Origin of the sequence: Marichromatium sp. PS1 (genome assembly GCF_041155115.1) — a bacterium.
Lineage (GTDB): Bacteria > Pseudomonadota > Gammaproteobacteria > Chromatiales > Chromatiaceae > Marichromatium > Marichromatium gracile.
This window is the reverse complement of the sequence record NZ_BAAFHB010000004.1, coordinates 209127-229349: the sequence shown is the minus strand read 5'-3', so window position 1 is coordinate 229349 and position 20223 is coordinate 209127. Positions and strand designations below refer to the sequence as shown.

The following is a 20223-nucleotide window of genomic DNA, read 5'->3' as shown; positions in this document are numbered from 1 at the left end:
CGAGCCGCCCGATGGCGGTATCAGGAGTGCCCGCATGCCGTATTTCGTCTACAGCATCACCCAGCAGCCGCTCAAGCTCGAACACCTCGACACCTTCGAGCACTACCAGGACGCCCGCGCCCTGGTGCGCAGCCGCCGCCAGGCCGCAGAGGCCTCTCCGGGCGTCGACTACCGGCTGATCTTCGCCGCCCAACAGGCCGAGGCCGAGCGACTGCTCTCGACCCCGCGCGACGAGCGCGTCATCGGCGAGGACTGAGCACAGCGCCGCTGGCCGTCCACCTCAGTCCTCACCCGGTACGCTCGAGATGGTCACGTGCACCGGGCGCTCGGCCCACAGATACTGCAATACCTTGCGCACATAGGCCTGGGTCTCGGCATAGGGCGGGATCTTGCGCCCGTGCTTGAGCACCGCACCCTCGCCGGCGTTGTAGCCGGCCAGGGCCAGACGCAGGTCGTTGTCGAAGAGATCCAGCAGATCGCGCAGATAGGCCGCGCCGCCGCTGACGTTGTCGGCCGGATCGAAGCTGTCGGCGACGCCGTAGCGCGCCGCCGTGGCCGGCATCAACTGCATCAGCCCCTGGGCGCCCGCCGATGAGACGGCGCGCGGATCATAGGCCGACTCGGCGCGGATCACCGCGTGCAGCAACGCCGGCGAGAGTCCGTGACGGCGCGCGTTGGCCGAGACCAACGCCTCGTAGCGCGCGCGCCGGGCCCGCAATGAGCGGCTGAGCGGCTTGGACTCGCCCCTGGGCGAGCGCTCGATCTGCAGCTGCGAGAACCTGGAGCGGTTCTCCTCGGCGAGCTGACCGGACTCACGGTGCCACTGCAAGCGGTACTGTCCACCCTTGAGCGGCACATCGGTGAAATAGACGTTGCCGTGTGCGTCGGCATATTTGTAGACGTCGGCCATCGCGATCGGCACGCTCCCCCAGCACAGCAGCCAAACACCCCCGCCGAAGGCACCAAACAGCATCTGCCACACCTTCACGCGCGCTGATTTATCAATGCGTTGCGCCGACATCATGCGCCTCCCTGAAGTGAGTCCGACGACCATCGTCGCCACACCTGGGTTGACGTTCAGTCCCCGAGCCGGATGGCAGGAACCTCTGCGCGTTTCAGTCATGAAACAACAATCTTCACCGCCATTCAACCACGACTTCTCCAGCGAATGAAAAACAGCAAATCGCAAAAAAAATATTCTTCGAAAAACCTGTCAGAAAAACAAAAAAGAAATCATGCAGAATGCGAGAAACAGCATCAACTCAAAAAGCTGTTAAAGCAATTCCTCAAAACCATCAAAAACAGCAACTTGAAACAACAAAGCGAAACTCAAAAAAGCTTCAAAAATGACGAGAAACAGGACTTCGAGTAGATTCGAGCACCTGAATTAACAAATCACTTCATTTATTAAAACCCAAAAACAGAAAAAAACAACAACAAGACCTTACCAATAACACCTAATGTTAATTCTCAGGTTTCCAAATAATCATTATTTGGCAATCTCCATTTGACTCAATCGGCCGCATGGATATAATGAAAACCCCATGGAGCGGGCACATGCACAGGATGTCGACGTCACTTCGGGCTGCTCGCCCGCTCCCAGCTGCACCACTGTCGAACGCAATGCCGTCATTTACACGTCATGCGTTCACGCTGGATGCATTAGGGAAAAATCTTCGCCATACAATCCGTTGAACATCATGTACCGGGGGGGAACATGAACAGACGCCATTTCCTGGGGCTCGCCCTATCGACCGCAGCTGCGCCCGTACTGGCCAAGTCGCCGAGCGAGCGCCCGCGGGTGCTATCCCTGCACCACATGCACACGGACGAGAAGATCGCCGTCACCTATCGCATCGGGGATCGCTACCAACGCGCAGCGCTGAACAAGCTCAATCACTTCTTCCGCGACTTCCGCACCGACGACATCGTCGCCATCGACCCGCAACTCTTCGACATCCTCTACGACGTCAAGCTGCGTCTCGGCGACCCCGACGCCACCTACCAGATCCTCAGCGCCTACCGCTCGCCCCGCACCAATGCGATGCTGCGCCGCACCTCGCGCGGCGTCGCCAAGAAGAGCCTGCACATGACCGGACAGGCCGTCGACGTCCGCTTCCCCGACCTCTCCATCCGCCATCTGCGCGATACCGCCGTCGCGCTCGGTCGTGGCGGTGTCGGTTACTACCCGCGCTCGAACTTCGTCCATCTCGACACCGGCACGGTGCGCCGCTGGGGCGCCTGAGGCCACGAAGCCCGGACGGCGCTCGCCCCCGAGGGGGACGGGCGGCGCCGGCAGACCGCCCGCCGGGGGCGCTCCACGCCCCGGCAGTAAGCCACAAAGTTCGCAAGGGTATACCCGAAGCCGCGACAGCTCAACCGAGCACGCGGAAACTCACGTTCAGCTCGGGCAGATCGACATCGGCGAGCGCCAGCTTGAGGGTGTCGTTGAGCGCCAGCCGCTCACGGGTCCGTATCCGCGCCTCCAGCGCCAGCTCGGGCACCAGCACCACCGCCCTGCGCTCCTCCAGACCGACCACCACGCCCTCGCCCCGCCATCCGGGGTTGTCACGCAGATAGACCAGCTTCCAGTGCTGATTGGAGAGTCGCTCGCCGCGGCGCACCGCAGCGGCGGCCAGCTCCGCCTGCGCGACCCGCTCGACCACCTGCTCGCGATCGAGCGGCGTCGCGCCGGCGAGCCAGGCCCGCAGCTGCTGATGGACCAGCAGGTCGGAATAACGACGCAGCGGGCTGGTGGCGCGGGTATAGAGCGCCAGCCCCAAGCCGGCGTGAAGATCGGGCTCACACAGCAAGCGGGTCGGCTTGAAGCAGCGCCGGCGCGCATACATGCTCGCCAGGTCGCTGGCCTCCTCGGCCGGATCCGGTGCGGCCTGGGTGGCGAAGGGTATCGCCAGGCCGTGCTCGAGACAGAGCCGCGCGGCGGCCTCGCCGGCCATCAGCATGGCATCGGTGACCAGCTCGCGACTCTCGAGCCGCGGCAGTGAGCGGATCCGCACCTCGCCGTTCTCGACACGCACACTGACCTCGGGCAACGCCAGTCGGGTGGCGCCATTGGTCTGGCGACGGGCATGAAAACGCGCAATCGTGGCGCGCAACGCGGCAAAGGGCGCCTCATCGAGGCGTCGCTCGACCTCGGTATAGGTCAGGCGCTGCACCCTGACCCAGCTGCGATGGACCTCGATGTCGTGCAGCTCGCCCTGCTCGTCGCAACGCATGGCGAAGGAGAGCGCCGGCGAGACCGGCTGCAACCCGAGCCCGAGCCGGGTGGTGGTCTCGGGCGGGAGCATCTTGACCATGCCCTCGGGCAGATAGAGGTTGGCACCCCGGCTGCGCGCCTCGAGATCAAGCGGACCGTCCGGCGCGACCAGGGCACCGACATCGGCCACGTGGACCCAGACCCGCTCGCCATCGAGACTCAGGGCGTCGTCCGGGTCCTCGTTGCCCTCGTCGTCGATGGCGAAGGCCTCGAGATGGGTGAGATCGAGCCGCGGCTCGTCCTCGTCCAGCGCCGGCACCGCGAGCGCGGCGTCCTCCCCGGGCACGCCGCGGCGTGCCGGATAGGGATTGTGGTTGGCCGGCCAGTAGGCGACCTCGACCAGCGCGCGATGGGCGTGCTCCGGGGTCTGCGGATAACCGAGCGCCTCGAGGATACGACTGCGTTCGGTCTGCCCCAGCGCCAGCCGCTCGACCTCGGCGAGTCGTCCGCGATCCTCCGCGGACGGGGTGGCCGCACGCATGCGCTCGAGAAAGGCCTTCCAGTCACGCTCGGCGGCGGCCTTGGCCTCGCGCTCGGCGCGATCGCGCTCGACCTCGGCACGCGAGCGCACCGTGATCGACTCGGGGGTGCCGCAGAAACGCAGCCCCTCGGCAACCAGCAGCCAGCTCGCCCAGGCCGTCACCGGGGTGAACTCGGCGAAGGCCAGCTCGGCGAGATCCTCGAGCGTGGTCTGCTCGCCCTCGAGCAGCTCCCAGGCGTCCTCCACCGCGCCCTCGGGGCGCGTCTCGAGTTCACCGAGCGAACGCAACGGCCCCGGATGCAGCAGCACGATGTCCTTGGGACGCACGCGCTTGGTACTGCCGCCGTCGAGCTGGATCTCGATCTTGTCGCCGACGCCGAGGACGCGGGCCGGATGGGTCTTGTAGAGCACCAGACTGTCTACGGGCGGGGTCGCTTGATATCTCGACAAGGGGCTGATCTCTCCATATGGACGGGGCCGCACGAACGAGCGCACAGGCTCCCTGCTGGCTTCGGGTTGTGGGTGCCGACGATGGCGAAGACGGTCGCCCGGCGCGACCGTCTCCCGGGCGGCATGCAAGCCGCCGGGGTTGTCTCGGGCACGCTTCGGTCGCATAAGGATTGGCAAGTTCCCAATCAGCAACCGAAGGTTCCCAAGGCAGGGGTTGATGATGACGCAATGGCGAGACTTTCTCGACGCACACGGCGCCCGGTTCGACGATCTCGGTCAGGCGCACTTTCCCGAACACCCGGCCGGCGAGGCATGCCGACTGTTCGCGCTCACCCAGTTCGATGTCCTGCTGGCCCGGGGCGAGGATGCCGCGGACTTCCTCCAGGGGCAACTCACCAACGATGTACGCGAACTCTCCGCCGAGCACACCCAGCTCACCGCGCTCTGTACCCAGAAGGGACGCGTACTGGCCTGCGGCAGGCTGATCGCGCTCGACGAGATCCGAGCGCTGCTGCTGCCCGCCGAGCGCATCGAGACGACGCTTGCCCATCTGCGGCGCTATGTGCTGCGTAGCCGCGTGCGGCTCGAGGCCGCCGGCGACCAGTTGGTCGTGCTCGGTCTGGCCGGCACCGAGGCGCCGGCGCTGCTCGAACGGCTCGAGCTGGCGGTGCCGGCGCACGCCAACGGACTCGCGCAGCGCGACGGGGTTGCGGTCATCGCCCTGCCCGACGCCACACCACGCTATCTGCTGCTCGCCGAGCTCGAACGTGCGCGCGGGCTGTGGGAGGCGCTGGCCGCGCACGCCACACCGAGCGACGGTGCGATCTGGCGACGGCTCGACATCCGCGCCGGGCTGCCCAGCGTCCATGCCGGGACCGCCGAGGCCTTCATCCCGCAGATGCTCAATCTGCAACTGATCGACGGGGTGAGCTTCAACAAGGGGTGCTACACCGGACAGGAGGTCGTCGCCCGGATGCATCACCTGGGCAAACTCAAGCGCCGCATGTATCGCGCCACCCTCACCCTCGAGCCGGCCGAGGCGCCGGCGCCGCAGCCGGGCGACGTCCTGTTCGCGGCGGCGAGCAGCTCGGGTCAGGCCAGCGGTCGGGTGGTCGACGCCGCGCCACACGGCGCCGGGCGCTACGAACTGCTGGTAGTCCTCGAGATCGCGATCGCCGAGCATGGCGAGGCGCGGCTCGGCGAGCACGGGCCGGTGCTGAAGGTTCAGCCCCTGCCCTATGCCCTCGAACCCGCGGCCTGAGGAGGCGGTTCGGTAGCTCAGGCCGCCGAACCGCGCCCCTCGGGACGCATGTGCGGGAACAGCAGCACGTCGCGGATCGACGGGGCGTCGGTGAACAGCATCACCAGCCGGTCGATGCCGATGCCCTCGCCCGCGGTCGGCGGCATGCCGTGCTCGAGCGCACGCACATAGTCGGCGTCGTAGTACATCGCCTCGAGATCCCCGGCCTCCTTCTCCTCGACCTGCTTGCGGAAGCGCTCGGCCTGGTCCTCGGCGTCGTTGAGCTCGGAGAAGCCATTGGCCAGCTCGCGCCCGCCGACGAAGAACTCGAAACGGTCGGTAACGAAGGGGTTGGCGTCGTTGCGCCGCGCCAGCGGCGAGACCTCGGTCGGGTACTCGGTGATGAAGGTCGGGTCCATCAGTTGGTGTTCGGCAGTGTGCTCGAACAGCTCGATCTGCACCTTGCCCAGGCCCCAGCCCGGCTTGACCGCGAGACCCATCCCCTCGGCGACGCGACGCGCGGCATCGAGATCATCGATGTCGGCGGCGCCGAGCTCGGGGTTGAAGTGGAGGATCGCCTCGCGCACCGTCATCCGCGCGAACGGCTTGCCGAAGTCGTAGCTCGCGCCCTGGTAGTCGATGGTGGTACGCCCGAGCACGCGCTCGGCCATCGCCCGCAGCATCGCCTCGGTGAGATCCATCAGGTCGCGATAATCGGCATAGGCCTGATAGAACTCGAGCATGGTGAACTCGGGGTTGTGCCGGGTCGAGAGCCCCTCGTTGCGGAAGTTGCGGTTGATCTCGTAGACCTTCTCGAAACCGCCGACCACCAGTCGCTTGAGGAACAGCTCGGGGGCGATGCGCAGAAACAGGTCCATGTCGAGCGCGTTGTGATGGGTGATGAAGGGACGCGCCACGGCGCCGCCCGGGATCACCTGCATCATCGGGGTCTCGACCTCGAGATAGCCGCGGGCGTTGAGATACTCGCGGATGAATTGCACGATCGCGGTACGCACCCGGAAGGTCTCGCGGGTGGTGGCGTTCATGATCAGGTCGAGATAGCGCTGGCGGTAACGGCTCTCCATGTCGGTGAGGCCGTGGAACTTCTCCGGCAGCGGACGCAGCGACTTGGTCAGCAGGCGCACGCTGTCGCACTTGACCGACAGCTCGCCGGTGCGGGTGCGGAAGAGCACGCCCTCGACGCCGAGGATGTCGCCGAGGTCGAGGTCGCGCTTGAACGCCTGATAGGCGTCGGTACCGAGCTGGTCGCGCTGCACGAACAGCTGGATGCGTCCGCTCATGTCCTGGATGTGGGCAAAGCTTGCCTTGCCCATCACCCGGCGGCTCATCAGTCGGCCGCCGAGGCGCACGCGCACCGGCTGCGCCTCGAGCGCCTCGCCGTCGACCTCGGCATAACGCTCGAGCAGGTCGGCGGCGAGGGCGTCGCGACGGAAGTCGTTGGGGAAGGCCACCCCCGCCTCGCGCAGCGCGGCGAGCTTCTCGCGCCGCTGCGCGATCAGCTTGTTCTCGTCGGCGTCGACGGCGGGCTGTTGTGCCTGTTCGGTCATCTGGGTCTCCGGGTCGTCACAGGCCGCTCTTGAGGCTGGCCTCGATGAAGGGGTCGAGGTTACCGTCGAGGACCGACTGGGTGTTGCCGATCTCGACGCCGGTGCGCAGATCCTTGATCCGCGACTGGTCGAGCACGTAGGAGCGGATCTGGCTGCCCCAGCCGATGTCGGACTTGCTGTCCTCCAGCGCCTGCTGACTGGCCTGACGCTTCTGCATCTCCAGCTCGTAGAGCTTGGCGCGCAGCTGCTTCATCGCCTGATCCTTGTTCTTGTGCTGCGAACGGTCGTTCTGGCACTGGGTGACGATGCCGGTCGGGTTATGGGTGATACGCACCGCCGACTCGGTCCGGTTGACGTGCTGACCGCCGGCGCCGCTGGCGCGATAGACGTCGATGCGCAGATCCGCCGGATTGATCTCGATGTCGACGGTGTCGTCGATCTCGGGGGAGACGAACACCGAGGCGAACGAGGTGTGACGGCGGTTGCCCGAGTCGAACGGCGACTTGCGCACCAGGCGGTGCACGCCGGTCTCGGTGCGCAGCCAGCCGAAGGCGTACTCGCCCTCGAACTTGATGGTGGCAGACTTGATGCCCGCGACCTCGCCGGCCGATGCCTCCATCAGCTCGGTCTTGAAGCCACGACGCTCGCCCCAGCGCAGATACATCCGCAACAGCATCTCCGACCAGTCCTGGGCCTCGGTGCCGCCGGATCCGGCCTGGATGTCGACGAAGGCGTTGTTGGCATCCATCTCGCCCGAGAACATGCGACGGAACTCGAGTTCGGCGACCCGGGCCTCGTAACCGGCGAGATCGGCCTCGAGCGCGGCGACGGTGTCGGCGTCCTCCTCCTCGACGGCCATCGCCAGCAGGTCATCGGCGTCGGCCAGCCCCGAGGTGAGTTCATCGATGGTCACCACCACCGCCTCCAGGGTGGCGCGCTCGCGACCGAGTGCCTGAGCGCGATCGGGCTCGTTCCAGACGTCGGGGTCCTCGAGTTCGCGCAGGACCTCGGTCAGGCGTTCTTGACGGCCATCGTAGTCAAAGATACCCCCTAAGGGACTGCAGGCGTCCCTTCAGGTCATTGATCTGCGAGGCGATCGGATTGATATCGAGCATGCGGCGCTCCAGCGGGTAAAACGTCTAATGATAATTCCTCAGCGCCAGCCAACGCCACCCCGGAACCGGCCTGCCCGGCGAGCGCCGACACCGCAGGCCGCGATCGACCACCAACGTACACACACCGACAGCGGCCGCGGCGCACAGCGGTCGCATCGCCCCGCCCCTCATGGAACGGCACCCGGGCGACGCTCTCCGGCATCGATCTCCGGGGTCATCTAGAGCCGCTCGCCAACATGCAGTCTTCGCGCCACTCAGACCCCGAGATCGGTCCTGTCATCAGCCTGCAATCCAGCGCCAGCTGGCTATACTGCAAGGTAAGGCAATCAACCGGATCCGACCCTAGCCATGGCACGTCTACCAAGATTCGTCCTGCCCGGTTACCCGCAGCACGTCATCCAGCGCGGCAACAACCGTCAGCGTATCCTCTTCGAGGAAGATGACTACTGGTTCATCTGGGAGAAGCTCAAGGCGGCGACCGAGAAGTTCCAGTGCTCGATCCACGCCTATGTGCTGATGCCGAACCACTTTCATCTGTTGCTGACCCCACACCAGGAAAACGGCATCGGCAAGCTCATGCAGTATGTCGGGCGCTATTACGTCCAATACTTCAACGCCCGTTACGAACGTACCGGCACCCTCTGGGAGGGTCGCTATCGCGCCACCCTGCTCGACCCCAAGGATTATCTGCTCCCCGTCTCGCTCTATATCGAGTCGAACGCGGTGCGCGCCGGTCTGGTCGATCACCCGGCCGATTACGGCTGGTCGAGCCACGGCGCCAACGCGCTCGGCGAGGACGATCCGCTGACCACTCCGCACGCCGAATACAACCGGCTCGGACGCAGCATGAAGGCCAGACGCGAGCACTATGCGCGACTGGCCGAGACCCCCGTCGGCGAGCCACTGCTCGGGCGCATCCGCGACTCCACCAACAAGGCCTGGGTACTCGGCGACGACGCCTTCTGCACACGCATCGCCAGCGCCCTCAACCGTCGCCCGCAGCCCCGCCCCCGGGGCGGCGATCGGCGCTCGGCGGCCTATCGGCGACGCGCGGCCGCTGCGGCCGCAACGCAATGAGCACCATCGAGATCCACCGCCCCGACCCCGGGGCGGAGTACTTCTTCGAGGAAGGCTGCTTCATACTCGAGACCTGGAACCGGGCCGATGACCCCGAGGTCTCGATCGCGCGCGCCCGGGTCGCACCCGGCACCGCCACCCGTCTGCATCGGCTCGCGGCCACCACCGAGCGCTATCTGATCCTCCGCGGCAGCGGACGCATCGCGCTCGACGACGGCACCGACCGGGATGTCGGACCCGGCGACCTGGTCCGCATCCCTGCCGCCACCCCCCAGCGCATCGCCAACACCGGCACCGATGATCTGGTCTTTCTCGCCATCTGTACCCCGCGCTTCCGCCCCGAGGTCTATCAGGACATCGACCCGGCACCGCGCGACTGACCCCGGAGATTCGTATGCGAGCGCCCTCGCCCCAGTCCGCCGCAACCATCGCCGAGGTGTTCGGTCTCTACGACCCACCGCTGTGGCTGGTCACCGCCAGCGATGGCGCACGCCGGGGTGGCTTCATCGCCAGCTCGGTGACCCGCGCCTCGATCGTCCATGAGGCGCCCCGACTCCTGCTCACCGTCGCCCGTCATCATCACACCTGGGGGTTGATCGAACGCAGCGGTCGAGCCGTGCTGCACCTGCTGCACGCCGACGATCTCGAGGCGGTGTGGCGCTTCGCTCTGGCGAGCGGGCACCATCACGACAAGTTCGCCGGACTCGAGGTCGCGCGCACCCCAAGCGGTACGCCGCGTTATGGTGCCGCCCTCGCCTGGCTCGACACCGAGGTCGAGCAGCGTCTGGAGATCGGCGATCGCAGTGTCTACCTGCTTGCCGCGCACGATGCCGGACACGCCGGCACGGCGGCGCCGGCGTTGACGGTCTCCGGGCTGGGCCGCGCACCGGATGCACGGCTGGCCGAGCTCGATCGACGCTATGCCGCCGACCGCGCCACCGACGCCGAGGCCATCCGTGCTTGGCGCGCCCAAGCCCACACCGACAGAGACACCCCACCGGCATGACCATCCCCGCACCGCATGATCGCCGCCTGAGGCTGGGCGACGGGCGTCAGCTCGGTTATACCGAATACGGTGTGCCGGACGGTCACCCGGTCTGCTACTGTCACGGATTCCCCAGTTCACGCCAGGAGGCGGGGTTGCTACACCAGGCCGCGCGCATCGAGGGCATTCGTCTGATCGCCCCCGACCGCCCCGGCTACGGGCTCTCCAGCGATCGGCCGGGACGCCAGATCCACGACTGGCCGGCCGATCTTGCCGAGCTGACCGAGCGGCTCGGTATCGACCGCTTCGATCTGATCGGCGTCTCCGGCGGCGGTCCCTATGCGCTGGCCTGCCTCGCCGACCTGCCCGCGCGGATCGGACGCTGTACGCTGATCTGCCCGCTCGGGCCGATCTATCTCGCGCCGGTCCGTCGCACCATGGCCCCGGGCGTGCGCGCCAGCCTGTCGCTCGCACGCCGTCTCCCGCGCCTGACCAACCGCTTCTACACCGGCCCCATCCCGGCGCTGCTCGCCGCCCGTCCCGAGGTGGTCGCACGGCTGCGCTATCGCAACGCAGCCGCCCCCGATCGCGCCGTGCTCGACCGCCCCGAGGTCACCGCCGCGCTCGATCGCACCATCGTCGACGCGATGCGCGATGGCGCTCACGGCGCCCGGCGCGACCTCCACCTCTACCCGCGTCCCTGGGGCTTCGAGCCAGATCGCATCGACCGGGCGATCACCCTCTGGCACGGCGATACCGACAACACCGTCCCGGTCGCCCATGCCCATTGGTACGCGCGCCACCTCCCCGACTGTCGCGCACGCATCCTCCACGGCGAGGGGCATTATTCGCTACCGGTCCGTCACGGCCACAGCATCCTCAAGGGGCTGATCACAGTCCATGACTGACACGACAGCAGTCGAGCATCCGCGCCAGCACAGCGCAACAACGCACACAGATCCCACCCCCGGCGACCTCGACCAGCAGGGCCAGACCTGAAAGAAGAAAAAAATCGTGACCGGGGGTTGACGAACCCCGGGGGCGGCATTAATATTTGCAGCCTCTTCGGGGCGCATAGCTCAGCGGGAGAGCACTGCCTTCACACGGCAGGGGTCGGTGGTTCGATCCCACCTGCGCCCACCAAATTCCGCAAAAAAGCCGGCTTCAAGCCGGCTTTTTTTATGTCCGCCGATCACACCGACCGTACCCATCGGTCCCCGGGTGCACCTGCGCCCACGCCTCTCCCCAACCGTCGATCAACTCACCCGACGACCTGATACCGATCAATCTCGGCGCTTGGCACCTACCGCTCACAGCGCAGGCTCGACACGATTGCGCCCGCCGGTCTTGGCCAGATAGAGATTGCGATCGGCAACCCGCAGCAGCGTCTCGGGCGATGCCTGCTCATCGGGAATGATGGTGGCGCAGCCGAAGCTCGCGGTCAGACAGGGGCCTTCGCCGCGCTCGGCCGAGGCCTGGGCAAAGCGGGTCCGGATCTCCTCGCGGATCATCTCGGCAAGGGCACGGGCGCTCCCGGCATCGGTCTCGGGCAGCAGCAGCACGAACTCCTCACCCCCATAACGCGCCAGCAGGTCGGCCGGGCGTTTCAGGTGCACAGCGGCACAGCGGGCAATGCCACGCAGACATTCATCCCCGACCAGATGCCCCCAGGTATCGTTGACGGACTTGAAGTGGTCGGCATCGACCATGACCACCGAGAGCGGCGTCCGGTGCCGCAGCCCGCGCCGCCATTCGCGTTCGAGCTGCTGATCGAAGACGCGCCGATTGGCCACCCCGGTCAGACCATCGCGCTCGGCAAGCAGCGCGAGCAGATCGCTCTTGCGCTTGAGTTGCACATGGGTGTTGATCCGCGCCCGCAGCACCGCCGCCGAGTAGGGCTTGGTGACGAAATCCATCGCTCCGGCCTGCAGCCCCTCGGCCTCGAGGTGGGGGTCCTGATCGCCAGTGACATAGATCACCGGGATCTCCGCGGTGAGCGGGTTGGCGTGCAATTGCCGACACACGTCCAGCCCGTCGATGTCGGGCAGATGGTAGTCGAGCAGGATGAGCTCGGGGGCGTCGGCGGCCAGACGCAGCGCATCCTTGCCGTTGGTGGCAATGATCAGGGTGTAGGTCTCGCCGAGGATCCTGGCGATCAGGCGCAGACTGGTAGGGTCGTCCTCGACCACCAGCAGACGCGGCCGCTCCGGCCCGGTCAGGCCATCATAGGGGTCGCGGATATCGACGATCGGCGCACTCATGATGATGTCAACCTCTCGCTCATGATCTGCAGTGTCTCCAGGGCCTGCGGATAGGCGAACCCATCGACCTGCGCCAGCAGGGTATCGACCCGTTCAGCGGCCTCATGTCCGCCCAGGCGCGCGCGCAGTTGCCGCAACAGCTCATCCGGCACCATGCGGTGCCCCTGCAACAGCGACTCCAGCTCCGCGATCAGCGTCCGCGCGGCATCCAGATCCTGCCCGCCGTCATCGATCTCGCTCGCGGCAATATCTCCCTCGGCGGCAAGGTCGGTGGCCAGCGCAGTGCGTAGCGCGACGATGCCCGAGTCGAGCGCGGCCAGACACTCGGCCTCCAGCCCGTCGATGGTCTCGGCGTCGACCGTCGTCGAGGCCAGCGCACGCTCCAATGCCTGCGCCGCATGCTGCACCCCTACCGCGCCGACATTGCCCGCCGCCCCCTTGAGGGTATGCGCCAGACGCAGCGCGCCCGGCCCATCGCCGCCGCTGCGGGCGGCGGCGAACTGCGCGGGCCAGTCGGCGACATCGCGCAGGAAACCATCGAGGACGACCCGCAGCAAGGCGTCGTCGTCGTCGAGTCGCTCGCGTACCGAGGCCAGGTCGAGTTCCTCGCTCGGTGCGGCCCCTGCGGCGACATCCACCGCCGCCGTCTCGCCCTCGGACTCGGCGCCATCGAGCAACCAGCGCAGCAACACCGAGACGAGCTGCCGCGGATCGACGGGCTTGGCGATGAAGTCGTTCATCCCCGCGGCACTCACCCGCTCGCGATCGCTCTCGAATGCCGCCGCCGTCATCGCCACGATCGGCACCTCACGCCCCCGCGCGGTGGCACGGAGCGCGGCAGTGGCCTCGAAACCATCCATCTCCGGCATCTGCAGGTCCATCAGCACCAGGTCTGGCGGCTGTTCGGCAAAGCGCGCCAGCGCCTCGCGACCGTTGTCGGCCATGCTCACCTCCAGCCCCATCTTGCCGAGCATCGCCAGTGCGATCTCCTGGTTGGTGTGATTGTCCTCCACCAACAACACCCGCGCGCCACGGATGCGCTCGGCACCCGCATAGGGACTGGCCTCGAAGGGACGGGGCTCGGGCAGGCCCACCTGCCCATGTTGTTGCAGCCCGATGATGGCATCGAACAGGGATGACTGGGTAAAGGGTTTCTTCAACACCTTCTCGGGCTTCACCGGCGCCTCGACAACCGCTCGCAACAGCGCCTGGTGCTCATAGGCCGAGACCATCACCACGGTAGCCGGCCGATGACCGAGCGCGGCGGCGCCATGCATCTGATCGAGCAGCCACAGCCCGTCATGACGCAGCATTCGCCAATCGGCCAGCACCAGCGAGAAGGGCTCGCCCCGCTGATCGGCCTGCAGGATCCGTCCGAGCGCATCGTCGGTGTCGGCGACACTGTCGACCGCCAGGCGCCAGCTACCGAGATAACGCGCGAGGATCTCGCGCGCCTCGGCGTGGCTATCGACCACCAGCACCCGCCCGGGCGTGAGCGCCTCGACATGATTCGAAACAACCTCGCCATCAGCGATCTCGAGCGGCAGCGAGAACCAGAAGAGACTGCCCTCGCCCTCGCGGCTGTCGACACCGATATCACCGCCCATCAGCCGGACCAGTCGATCACAGATGGTCAGCCCCAACCCGGTTCCGCCGAAGCGGCGCGTGGTCGAGAGATCGGCCTGGCTGAAGGGCTGGAACAACCGCACGACCTGCTCGCTGCTGATCCCGATACCGGTATCGCGCACCTCGAAGCGCAGCCACCGCCGCCCCTCCTCCTCCCCCTCGCCCCGCACCGCGAGGACGACATGTCCCTGATCGGTGAACTTGATGGCGTTGCCGAGCAGGTTGTTGAGCACCTGCCCCAGACGCAGCGCATCGCCACGATAGCAACCGCTCAGTGAACGAGGCGCGTCGATCAGCAGCTCCACGTCCTTCTCCGCGGCAGTGACGGCGAACAGCTCGGCGCTCTCACGCAACAGCTCATCGAGCACGAAGGGGTCCGTCTCCAGCTCGACCTTGTCGGCGTCGAGCTTGGAGTAGTCGAGGATGTCGTTGAGCAACCCCAGCAGCGCCCGGGCCGAGCGCCTGACCTTGCCCACCAGCTCACGCTGCTCCGGCTGCAGCGGGGTATCGAGCAGGATCTCGAGGAAGCCGAGCACGGCGTTCATCGGCGTGCGCACCTCGTGGCTCATGTTTGCCACGAAGTCACTCTTGGCGGCACTGGCCGCGCGCGCCTCGGCGGTGCGCGCCTCCACCCGACGCTCCAGGTCGAGATTGAGTGCCTGCAGATCACGCTCGGCCTGCTTGCGCGCGCTGACATCACTGACCACGATCAGGCCGCCGATCAACTGACCGTCCTCGTCGAACAGCGGGGCGGCGGCAACCTCGGCCGTCCACTGACGACCATCGGGGAGAGACACCTCCAGCTCCGAGGCGGGGATCGATCGCGCCTCGCGTACCGCACGCTGCAGCGGCAGCTCATCGGTTGTCAGCTGGCGGCCATCAAGACAGTAGCGGACCTTTGAACCAAAGGCGTCAGGATCTATCGAAGAAGCTGAGAGGTTGTCATCGTCGCCGAGCCCGAACAGACGTCGCAGCGCGGCATTGCCGCTGACGCGACGACAGTCGAGCGTATTGGTGAAGCCGACCCCGACCGGCAGTGCCTCGAGCAGCGCCTCGAGACGCGCCGTCATCGCCTGCAGCCGTGCCTCGATGCGGCGGCGTCGGGTGACGTCCAGGGTGATGCCACCGAGTTGGCCGCGCTCGCGCCCGGCGATGGGATAGAGTCGACCGCGAGCACTGATCCAGTGCTCGGAGCCATCCGGCCACAGCGTCCGGTACTCGGTGACATAGTCCTCTCCGGTGTGCACCGAGCGCTGCACCAGGGCGTCGACCCGTTCACGATCGGCCGGGTGCAGCGCCTCGAAGAAGCGTCGATAGCTGACCTCGGTATCGGCCGAGAGGCCGAACTGCGCCTTGCAGCGATCACTGAAGAAGAGGACGTCATCACCGATGTCCCAGGTCCAGACCCCGGCCTCGGCGGCATCGACGGCCAGTCGCAACCGCTCCTCGCTGTGGCGCAACTGCTCCTTGGCCTGCTTCTGCTCGGTGATGTCGAGCACCAGGGCGACGATGTCGGTCACCACCCCGCCACCATCACGTACCGGCGCAACGGCCACCGTCACCCAGATGCCCTCGCCATCGGCACGATGGCAGCGCTTGTCGAGCATGCACGAACGCCCCTGCTGCAGGACGGTCTCGAACATCCGCGCATCGGCCTGCGGATCCTCGGAGGTGGCGAGATCCGACCAGCGCCGGCCGATCAGGTCATCACGATCGCGACCGACGATCTCGCAGAAACGCGCGTTGACCTGCTGCAACTCTCCCTGCGGGGACATCACCATCATCCCCGCGAGCCCCTGGTCGATGAAGCTGAACAGGCCTCGCTGCGCCTCGAGACGCAGCGCCGCCTCGCGCATCCGCTCGACCCGGCGCTGGCTGCGCTGCAGCGCCCAACCCGCGCCGAGGATGACGGTGAGCAGCCCGGTGAGGATGGTGGCATAGCGCAACCAGACGGCGATGAGCTCGGCGCGATAGACCCCGCGCGGCACATGATCGACCACCTTCCACGCGCCGGCGGCGGCATCCTCGAACCGCGCCGGATCACGCGCCACCACCTGCGCTGGCACCAAGGTGTCGAAGCTCCACAGACCGTCATCGTCCTCGAACTGGCCACGCATCGCGCCGGAGATCCGTGACCAGGCGGCGGGGTGACGTACCGCGAGGTTCAGCTCGGGACGCCCGCGCATGAACCCCCAGGCATCCTCGGGGCGTGTCGCCCGCAGCCAGTAGCCCTCATGATTGAGTAGCCAGGTGCTGGTCTGACGCACGCCACCCAGCGCATCGAGCAGACGCACGCCCAGATAGTTGATGACGATGATGCCGCAGTCGCGTCCGCTGCGATCGGCCACGCGCGCGGCCAGGCGCAGCACCGGCTTGAAGGGTTGCTCGACCCCGCCGTACTCGACATTGAGATCGAGCGGCGAGACATAGATCTCACCGAGCGCCAACGCCATGGTCGCGGTGAAGTAATAGCGCGCCGACTTGTCCTGCAACGCGATCGGCGCGGTCGCTCGCGGCCCCTTCGGCGACTGATCGATACGCACGCGCTCCATGCCGGTCTCGTCGATCCAGCGCACCTGGTCGTACTGCGGCTTGGCCGTCATGAAGGCCCCCCAGTCGCGCTGCAGCGCCGACTGGCTCGCCCCCAGTTCATCGGCACAGGCGTTCAGCGCCCGACCCTGGGTCAGATAGCGCAGGTCACGACCGACCTCGCCCAACATCCGTTGCAGGGTCTCCGTGTCGTGCAGCGCCGCCTGCTCGCTCTCGATGAACAGCCGCCCCGTCACCTGCTGGGTCGCCGCCCAGGCGGCGAAACCGACACCGACCAGGGAGGCCAGGGCCGCAACCATCAGCCAGACCAGCTGAGCTGCCTGCAATGCCCTCCAGCTCATGCTCCCTGCCTCCGCGGAAAGTATCACTGCATGGATATAATCGGCGCGCGGCGGCGCCTTTAAACCCCCCGGCCCGCCGATTGCCGACGAAGCGGTCCGGGCACGAGACCGGCCGCTACTCGCCCGCCGGCGCCGGCCCCGGCGATTCGAGCGCGGTGTCGGTCGAGGCGCGGAGGGTCTTGCGATCGGTGACGGGTGCGCACCCGAGCGTCTGTCCGAGCACCCGGTGGGCGCGCTCGGCGATGAACGTGGGCGACAGCCGGCGCTCGGCGAACAGCACCCGGCGTTCGGCGACAGCATCCAGATAGAGCAGATCCGTCGCGCCCGGCGCGAAGGGGCGGCGGCTGATCCGCGCAACGCGCCCCAGGTTCAGCCCACGACCATCGTCGAGCAACACCAGGTGCGGCGCCAGCCCGCGCGCCGGATCGGGACGCGGGAAGTCGAGCACCGCGAGCAGCTCGCAGGGACGATCGCTGAGATGGGCGCCGAGCTGGCCGACGCCCTCGATCAACTCGACGAGATAGATGGTCTCACCGACGGCGTGCCGCAACCGCTCGACCTGGCGCTGATAGTCGGCGCCCGGCCATAGGTCGTCACCCGCGCTCGACACGGTCGCTGCCGACTCACCCTCTGCTGCATGGCGCATCATGGTCTCCCGGGGCTGCTCGTTTCTCGTCAGTCTGCCCCAGCGGCACGGGTTTCGGAAGGCTCGGAAGGGCGGAGTCCTCGAATGACGGGATCAGGCGTAGACGTCGACGCCCAGCACCTCTTCGACATAGGCCCGCTCCTGGTGCTGCTGGACGGACTCGTAGGCGTCGAGGGCACGGCGGGTGCGCGGGTCGGTCCCGCTGTTGGCGACGAGCAGGTCGCGAGACTCCTTGCGCGCCTGCAGGCGCTCGGCGCGTTCGACCTCGGCCACCGGCCGGGCGATGCGCTCGGCCTGATCGGCACGCGGCTGCAGCTGCTCTGGGGTCGCCTGGGGATCGCGCTCGCGCTGCTGATCGAGCGGCAGCGGATAGAGCGGATGCAGCGAGGCGTTGGAGATTTGCATGAGCGCTGTCGGTTCGGGCGTCGGTCGCGGCGAGGCATCAGCAGGGTGCGGTCACACCCGGTATCGGGCGCCTCGCCCGTCAGGGTGTCGGCATTATTGCCGATAGGGACTGAAAATCAACGACCTGACACCCATCAGTGTCCCCAGAGCATGTGATCGACATAACGCTTGACCCGGCGGTGACTGGGGGTATCGATGGCGGTGAACTCCAGGCTGGTACGATAACTCCCCTTGTCGTGCCTGGAGCGCAGCACCCGCGCATAGACCTCCATCGCCTTGCCGGAGCCGATCTCGGGGGCGAGCGAGAGCAGGATCTCGGTGCAGGGCGGCAGCACCATAGGCAGGTCGGCGCTCATCCCATAATAGCTGAGGTCGTGCACCTTGCCGACGAAGGACTCGGAGAGGATGCGCTTGGCCACCACCTGACGGAACTCCACCGGAAAGTCGACCGAGATCCGCGGCGCCTTGCGCGGCTCGACCTCGGGGACCTCGAGGCGCTGCGGCCAGTCGACGGCCTTGAGTTCATAGAGCGTGACCGGACCGGTCTTGCCCTTGACGGTGACCTGGTTGACCGCACCGATCTCGATATGCGAGCCGGCGCCGGCCTGGGCCGATTCGCTGAGCAGGACCTGCCCGCGCAGGCTGTAGTTCTCGATCCGCGCGGCCAGGTTCACCGGATCACCGATGACGGTGTATTCGTTGTGGAGCGGCGAACCGAAGCTCCCGGCCATCAAGCGACCACTGCTGACCGCGACCCCGGCATAGAGGCTCGGCTCGTTCCAGGCGCGATGGTCGCGGTTGAGCGCAACCATCGCCCGCTGCATCTCCACGGCGCAGGCGAGCGCGCGCAGCAGGTCGTCGTCACGCCGCTCGGGGACGCCGAAGACGGCCATCACCGAGTCCCCCATGAACTTGTCGACCACCCCGCCGTAGCGGGTGACCAGCTCGACCATGCGGGTGAAGAAGCGGTTGAGCAACCGCACCATCACCTCGACCGGCTGTGACTCGACCAGTGCGGTGAAGCCACGGATATCGGCGATCACCACGGTCGCTTCGGTGGCGACGATCGGCTGGGACTCGAGCAGGAAGTCGTCGAGTTGGTCGCTCAACCGTGCTCGCAGCGCCTCGATCTCGACCGCTGCCGAGGGGGCGTTGCCGGTTCCCTCGATCGCAGCGAGGATTCGCGCGAACAGCAGTTGTTTATCTTGATGTTGCATGAGACCGGACGAACTCCACCGCGTCAGAAATTGACAATCTTCATGGGGTTCGATCCCTCGATCGGCGAAGCTGATTCATCCTCAGAACTCGGGCAGTATCGCAGCATCGCCTCCCCCCATCCGAACCGGAGACAAGCATTCATGGATCGTTTTACACGGATCTACAGCATCGTGCTCGGCCTCATCGCCATCGGCCTGATGGGGCTGTGGCTCAAGTCGGCCTGGCAGCCGGCGGTCTGGGAACTCGACGAGATCCTGGTCGAGGACTCGATGCTCTCATCCTATCCCTACCAGTTCCGTGTCCGCGCCTTCAGCGATGGTGTCGCCACCATCTCCACGCCGCGCTCGTTCGACATCCCGGCGATCCGCTTCCTGGAGATCATCCATCCCAACCTCGCCAACAAGGCGCAGGATGATCCCAAGATGATTGCTGCCCAACAGGAATTGATCAACCATCAGAAACGCGCCCAGGGGCTGATCCTCGCCCAGCCCCAGGTCGAGCGTGTCGACTGGCTGCTCGACACCCAGTGGCTGGCCGATCACGGGGTCCAGGTCGGCACGCGCTGATCAACCGCTGCCGGCGGGCTGGGGCGGGGCCGCCCCGCCCCAGGCGTACTCGTGCAGCAGGTAGCCGCCGACCAGCCCGCCGAGCAGCACCAGCAGCAGATTGAGCACGACCCCGCCGCCCAGCAGATAGCCTGCCGGAATCTCTTCCGGCGCCAGGGTGCGCAACACCCGCCGGTGCTGACGCACCGAGTACAGCGCGCAGCCGGCCCCGAGCAGAATGAAGCACTCCCCGAGCAGCAGACTGAGGGGCCGCGCCAGCGGCGGCCGGGCAAGTGGCGCGAACTGATCGAGCGCCATCCCGAGACGATCGATGGCGAACCCGAAGGCCTGCAGCGACAGACTGGTTCGGGTCCAGGCCAGCAGCGTACGCTCGGCGGCGAAGAGTACCCGGGGATCCTGCAAGGCGGACATCGACGC

General features: G+C 66.9%; 19 protein-coding genes and 1 tRNA gene. 10 read left to right on the top strand and 10 right to left on the bottom strand.

Going from position 1 to position 20223, the window contains the following annotated elements; all coding sequences use genetic code 11:
* Nucleotides 1-34: 34 nt before the first annotated feature.
* Nucleotides 35-256 carry a hypothetical protein gene (locus ACAM26_RS10280; protein WP_369613562.1) on the top strand — a complete coding sequence of 74 codons (222 nt, stop codon included), beginning with the start codon at nucleotides 35-37 and terminating at the stop codon, nucleotides 254-256.
* A 24-nt stretch (nucleotides 257-280) separates the two neighbouring features.
* Here ACAM26_RS10280 and ACAM26_RS10275 read toward each other — a convergent pair whose 3' ends face one another.
* Entirely contained in the window at nucleotides 281-973 is a 693-nt protein-coding gene (locus ACAM26_RS10275; RefSeq protein WP_369613561.1) for a lytic transglycosylase domain-containing protein, read from the bottom strand.
* 120 nt (nucleotides 974-1093) lie between these two features.
* Here ACAM26_RS10275 and ACAM26_RS10270 point away from each other — a divergent pair, with 120 nt between their 5' ends.
* A complete protein-coding gene (locus ACAM26_RS10270) occupies nucleotides 1094-1372 on the top strand; it encodes a hypothetical protein (protein ID WP_369613560.1) in 279 nt (92 codons plus the stop codon).
* Nucleotides 1373-1717: 345 nt separating this feature from the next.
* Nucleotides 1718-2245 (top strand): DUF882 domain-containing protein, encoded by a 528-nt coding sequence (locus ACAM26_RS10265; protein WP_123140242.1) that lies wholly within the window; start codon nucleotides 1718-1720, stop codon nucleotides 2243-2245.
* A gap of 130 nt (nucleotides 2246-2375) precedes the next feature.
* Here ACAM26_RS10265 and ACAM26_RS10260 read toward each other — a convergent pair whose 3' ends face one another.
* Complete coding sequence (locus ACAM26_RS10260) at nucleotides 2376-4208, bottom strand: RNB domain-containing ribonuclease (protein WP_369613559.1); 1833 nt, start codon at nucleotides 4206-4208, stop codon at nucleotides 2376-2378.
* A 217-nt stretch (nucleotides 4209-4425) separates the two neighbouring features.
* Here ACAM26_RS10260 and ACAM26_RS10255 point away from each other — a divergent pair, with 217 nt between their 5' ends.
* Entirely contained in the window at nucleotides 4426-5469 is a 1044-nt protein-coding gene (locus ACAM26_RS10255; protein WP_369613558.1) for a folate-binding protein YgfZ, read from the top strand.
* 17 nt (nucleotides 5470-5486) lie between these two features.
* Here ACAM26_RS10255 and lysS read toward each other — a convergent pair whose 3' ends face one another.
* Both lysS and prfB read right to left on the bottom strand, forming a co-directional pair.
* On the bottom strand, nucleotides 5487-7016 hold the full coding sequence (lysS, locus tag ACAM26_RS10250; protein WP_123140239.1) for a lysine--tRNA ligase: 1530 nt from the start codon (nucleotides 7014-7016) through the stop codon (nucleotides 5487-5489).
* Nucleotides 7017-7032: 16 nt separating this feature from the next.
* Nucleotides 7033-8131 (bottom strand): peptide chain release factor 2 gene (gene prfB / locus ACAM26_RS10245; protein WP_123140238.1). Its coding sequence is split into 2 segments (ribosomal slippage): nucleotides 7033-8055 and nucleotides 8057-8131, totalling 1098 coding nucleotides; the frame shifts between segments, so codons are not numbered across the junction.
* Nucleotides 8132-8479: 348 nt separating this feature from the next.
* Between prfB and ACAM26_RS10240 the strand changes: the two genes are divergently transcribed.
* The 5 genes from ACAM26_RS10240 (at nucleotide 8480) to ACAM26_RS10220 (ending at nucleotide 11336) form a co-directional block, all read left to right on the top strand.
* Nucleotides 8480-9208 carry a transposase gene (locus ACAM26_RS10240; RefSeq protein WP_369613557.1) on the top strand — a complete coding sequence of 243 codons (729 nt, stop codon included), beginning with the start codon at nucleotides 8480-8482 and terminating at the stop codon, nucleotides 9206-9208.
* Complete coding sequence (locus ACAM26_RS10235; protein WP_123140236.1) at nucleotides 9205-9588, top strand: cupin domain-containing protein; 384 nt, start codon at nucleotides 9205-9207, stop codon at nucleotides 9586-9588. The genes ACAM26_RS10240 and ACAM26_RS10235 overlap by 4 nt, the downstream gene beginning before the upstream one ends.
* Nucleotides 9589-9602: 14 nt before the next feature.
* Nucleotides 9603-10214: a flavin reductase family protein gene (locus ACAM26_RS10230; RefSeq protein ID WP_369613556.1), complete on the top strand. Its 612-nt coding sequence runs from the start codon at nucleotides 9603-9605 to the stop codon at nucleotides 10212-10214.
* A complete protein-coding gene (locus tag ACAM26_RS10225; protein WP_369613555.1) occupies nucleotides 10211-11101 on the top strand; it encodes an alpha/beta fold hydrolase in 891 nt (296 codons plus the stop codon). Before ACAM26_RS10230 ends, ACAM26_RS10225 begins: the two co-directional genes overlap by 4 nt.
* 160 nt (nucleotides 11102-11261) lie before the next feature.
* Nucleotides 11262-11336: transfer RNA gene (locus tag ACAM26_RS10220), tRNA-Val, on the top strand.
* 167 nt (nucleotides 11337-11503) lie between these two features.
* Here ACAM26_RS10220 and ACAM26_RS10215 read toward each other — a convergent pair.
* The 5 genes from ACAM26_RS10215 to ACAM26_RS10195 all read right to left on the bottom strand — a co-directional run bounded on the left by ACAM26_RS10215 (nucleotide 11504) and on the right by ACAM26_RS10195 (nucleotide 19239).
* A complete protein-coding gene (locus ACAM26_RS10215; RefSeq protein ID WP_223805965.1) occupies nucleotides 11504-12454 on the bottom strand; it encodes a diguanylate cyclase in 951 nt (316 codons plus the stop codon).
* Nucleotides 12451-16971 (bottom strand): PAS domain S-box protein, encoded by a 4521-nt coding sequence (locus ACAM26_RS10210; RefSeq protein WP_369613554.1) that lies wholly within the window; start codon nucleotides 16969-16971, stop codon nucleotides 12451-12453. Before ACAM26_RS10210 ends, ACAM26_RS10215 begins: the two co-directional genes overlap by 4 nt.
* A 115-nt stretch (nucleotides 16972-17086) precedes the next feature.
* Nucleotides 17087-17617 carry a hypothetical protein gene (locus ACAM26_RS10205; RefSeq protein WP_369613553.1) on the bottom strand — a complete coding sequence of 177 codons (531 nt, stop codon included), beginning with the start codon at nucleotides 17615-17617 and terminating at the stop codon, nucleotides 17087-17089.
* Between the two features lie 93 nt (nucleotides 17618-17710).
* Nucleotides 17711-18022: a hypothetical protein gene (locus tag ACAM26_RS10200; protein ID WP_062276070.1), complete on the bottom strand. Its 312-nt coding sequence runs from the start codon at nucleotides 18020-18022 to the stop codon at nucleotides 17711-17713.
* Between the two features lie 134 nt (nucleotides 18023-18156).
* Nucleotides 18157-19239, bottom strand: coding sequence for an adenylate/guanylate cyclase domain-containing protein (locus ACAM26_RS10195; protein ID WP_369613552.1), 1083 nt, complete (start codon nucleotides 19237-19239; stop codon nucleotides 18157-18159).
* Between the two features lie 141 nt (nucleotides 19240-19380).
* Between ACAM26_RS10195 and ACAM26_RS10190 the strand changes: the two genes are divergently transcribed.
* On the top strand, nucleotides 19381-19806 hold the full coding sequence (locus tag ACAM26_RS10190; protein WP_123140231.1) for a hypothetical protein: 426 nt from the start codon (nucleotides 19381-19383) through the stop codon (nucleotides 19804-19806).
* Here ACAM26_RS10190 and ACAM26_RS10185 read toward each other — a convergent pair whose 3' ends face one another.
* A complete protein-coding gene (locus ACAM26_RS10185) occupies nucleotides 19807-20217 on the bottom strand; it encodes a YidH family protein (RefSeq protein ID WP_123140230.1) in 411 nt (136 codons plus the stop codon). It abuts the gene before it with no gap.
* Nucleotides 20218-20223 lie beyond the last annotated feature (6 nt).

Bases quoted from the DNA above. Each gene is read 5' to 3' on its own strand.
- ACAM26_RS10275 (WP_369613561.1), bottom strand. From the start codon at position 973: ATGCTGTTTGGTGCCTTCGGCGGGGGTGTTTGGCTGCTGTGCTGGGGG.
- ACAM26_RS10190 (WP_123140231.1), top strand. From the start codon at position 19,381: ATGGATCGTTTTACACGGATCTACAGCATCGTGCTCGGCCTCATCGCC.
- ACAM26_RS10185 (WP_123140230.1), bottom strand. From the start codon at position 20,217: ATGTCCGCCTTGCAGGATCCCCGGGTACTCTTCGCCGCCGAGCGTACG.
- ACAM26_RS10200 (WP_062276070.1), bottom strand. From the start codon at position 18,022: ATGCAAATCTCCAACGCCTCGCTGCATCCGCTCTATCCGCTGCCGCTC.
- ACAM26_RS10205 (WP_369613553.1), bottom strand. From the start codon at position 17,617: ATGCGCCATGCAGCAGAGGGTGAGTCGGCAGCGACCGTGTCGAGCGCG.
- ACAM26_RS10255 (WP_369613558.1), top strand. From the start codon at position 4,426: ATGATGACGCAATGGCGAGACTTTCTCGACGCACACGGCGCCCGGTTC.
- ACAM26_RS10225 (WP_369613555.1), top strand. From the start codon at position 10,211: ATGACCATCCCCGCACCGCATGATCGCCGCCTGAGGCTGGGCGACGGG.
- lysS (WP_123140239.1), bottom strand. From the start codon at position 7,016: ATGACCGAACAGGCACAACAGCCCGCCGTCGACGCCGACGAGAACAAG.
- ACAM26_RS10265 (WP_123140242.1), top strand. From the start codon at position 1,718: ATGAACAGACGCCATTTCCTGGGGCTCGCCCTATCGACCGCAGCTGCG.
- ACAM26_RS10240 (WP_369613557.1), top strand. From the start codon at position 8,480: ATGGCACGTCTACCAAGATTCGTCCTGCCCGGTTACCCGCAGCACGTC.
- ACAM26_RS10195 (WP_369613552.1), bottom strand. From the start codon at position 19,239: ATGCAACATCAAGATAAACAACTGCTGTTCGCGCGAATCCTCGCTGCG.
- ACAM26_RS10215 (WP_223805965.1), bottom strand. From the start codon at position 12,454: ATGAGTGCGCCGATCGTCGATATCCGCGACCCCTATGATGGCCTGACC.
- ACAM26_RS10270 (WP_369613560.1), top strand. From the start codon at position 1,094: ATGGCAGGAACCTCTGCGCGTTTCAGTCATGAAACAACAATCTTCACC.
- ACAM26_RS10230 (WP_369613556.1), top strand. From the start codon at position 9,603: ATGCGAGCGCCCTCGCCCCAGTCCGCCGCAACCATCGCCGAGGTGTTC.
- ACAM26_RS10210 (WP_369613554.1), bottom strand. From the start codon at position 16,971: ATGAGCTGGAGGGCATTGCAGGCAGCTCAGCTGGTCTGGCTGATGGTT.
- ACAM26_RS10280 (WP_369613562.1), top strand. From the start codon at position 35: ATGCCGTATTTCGTCTACAGCATCACCCAGCAGCCGCTCAAGCTCGAA.
- ACAM26_RS10235 (WP_123140236.1), top strand. From the start codon at position 9,205: ATGAGCACCATCGAGATCCACCGCCCCGACCCCGGGGCGGAGTACTTC.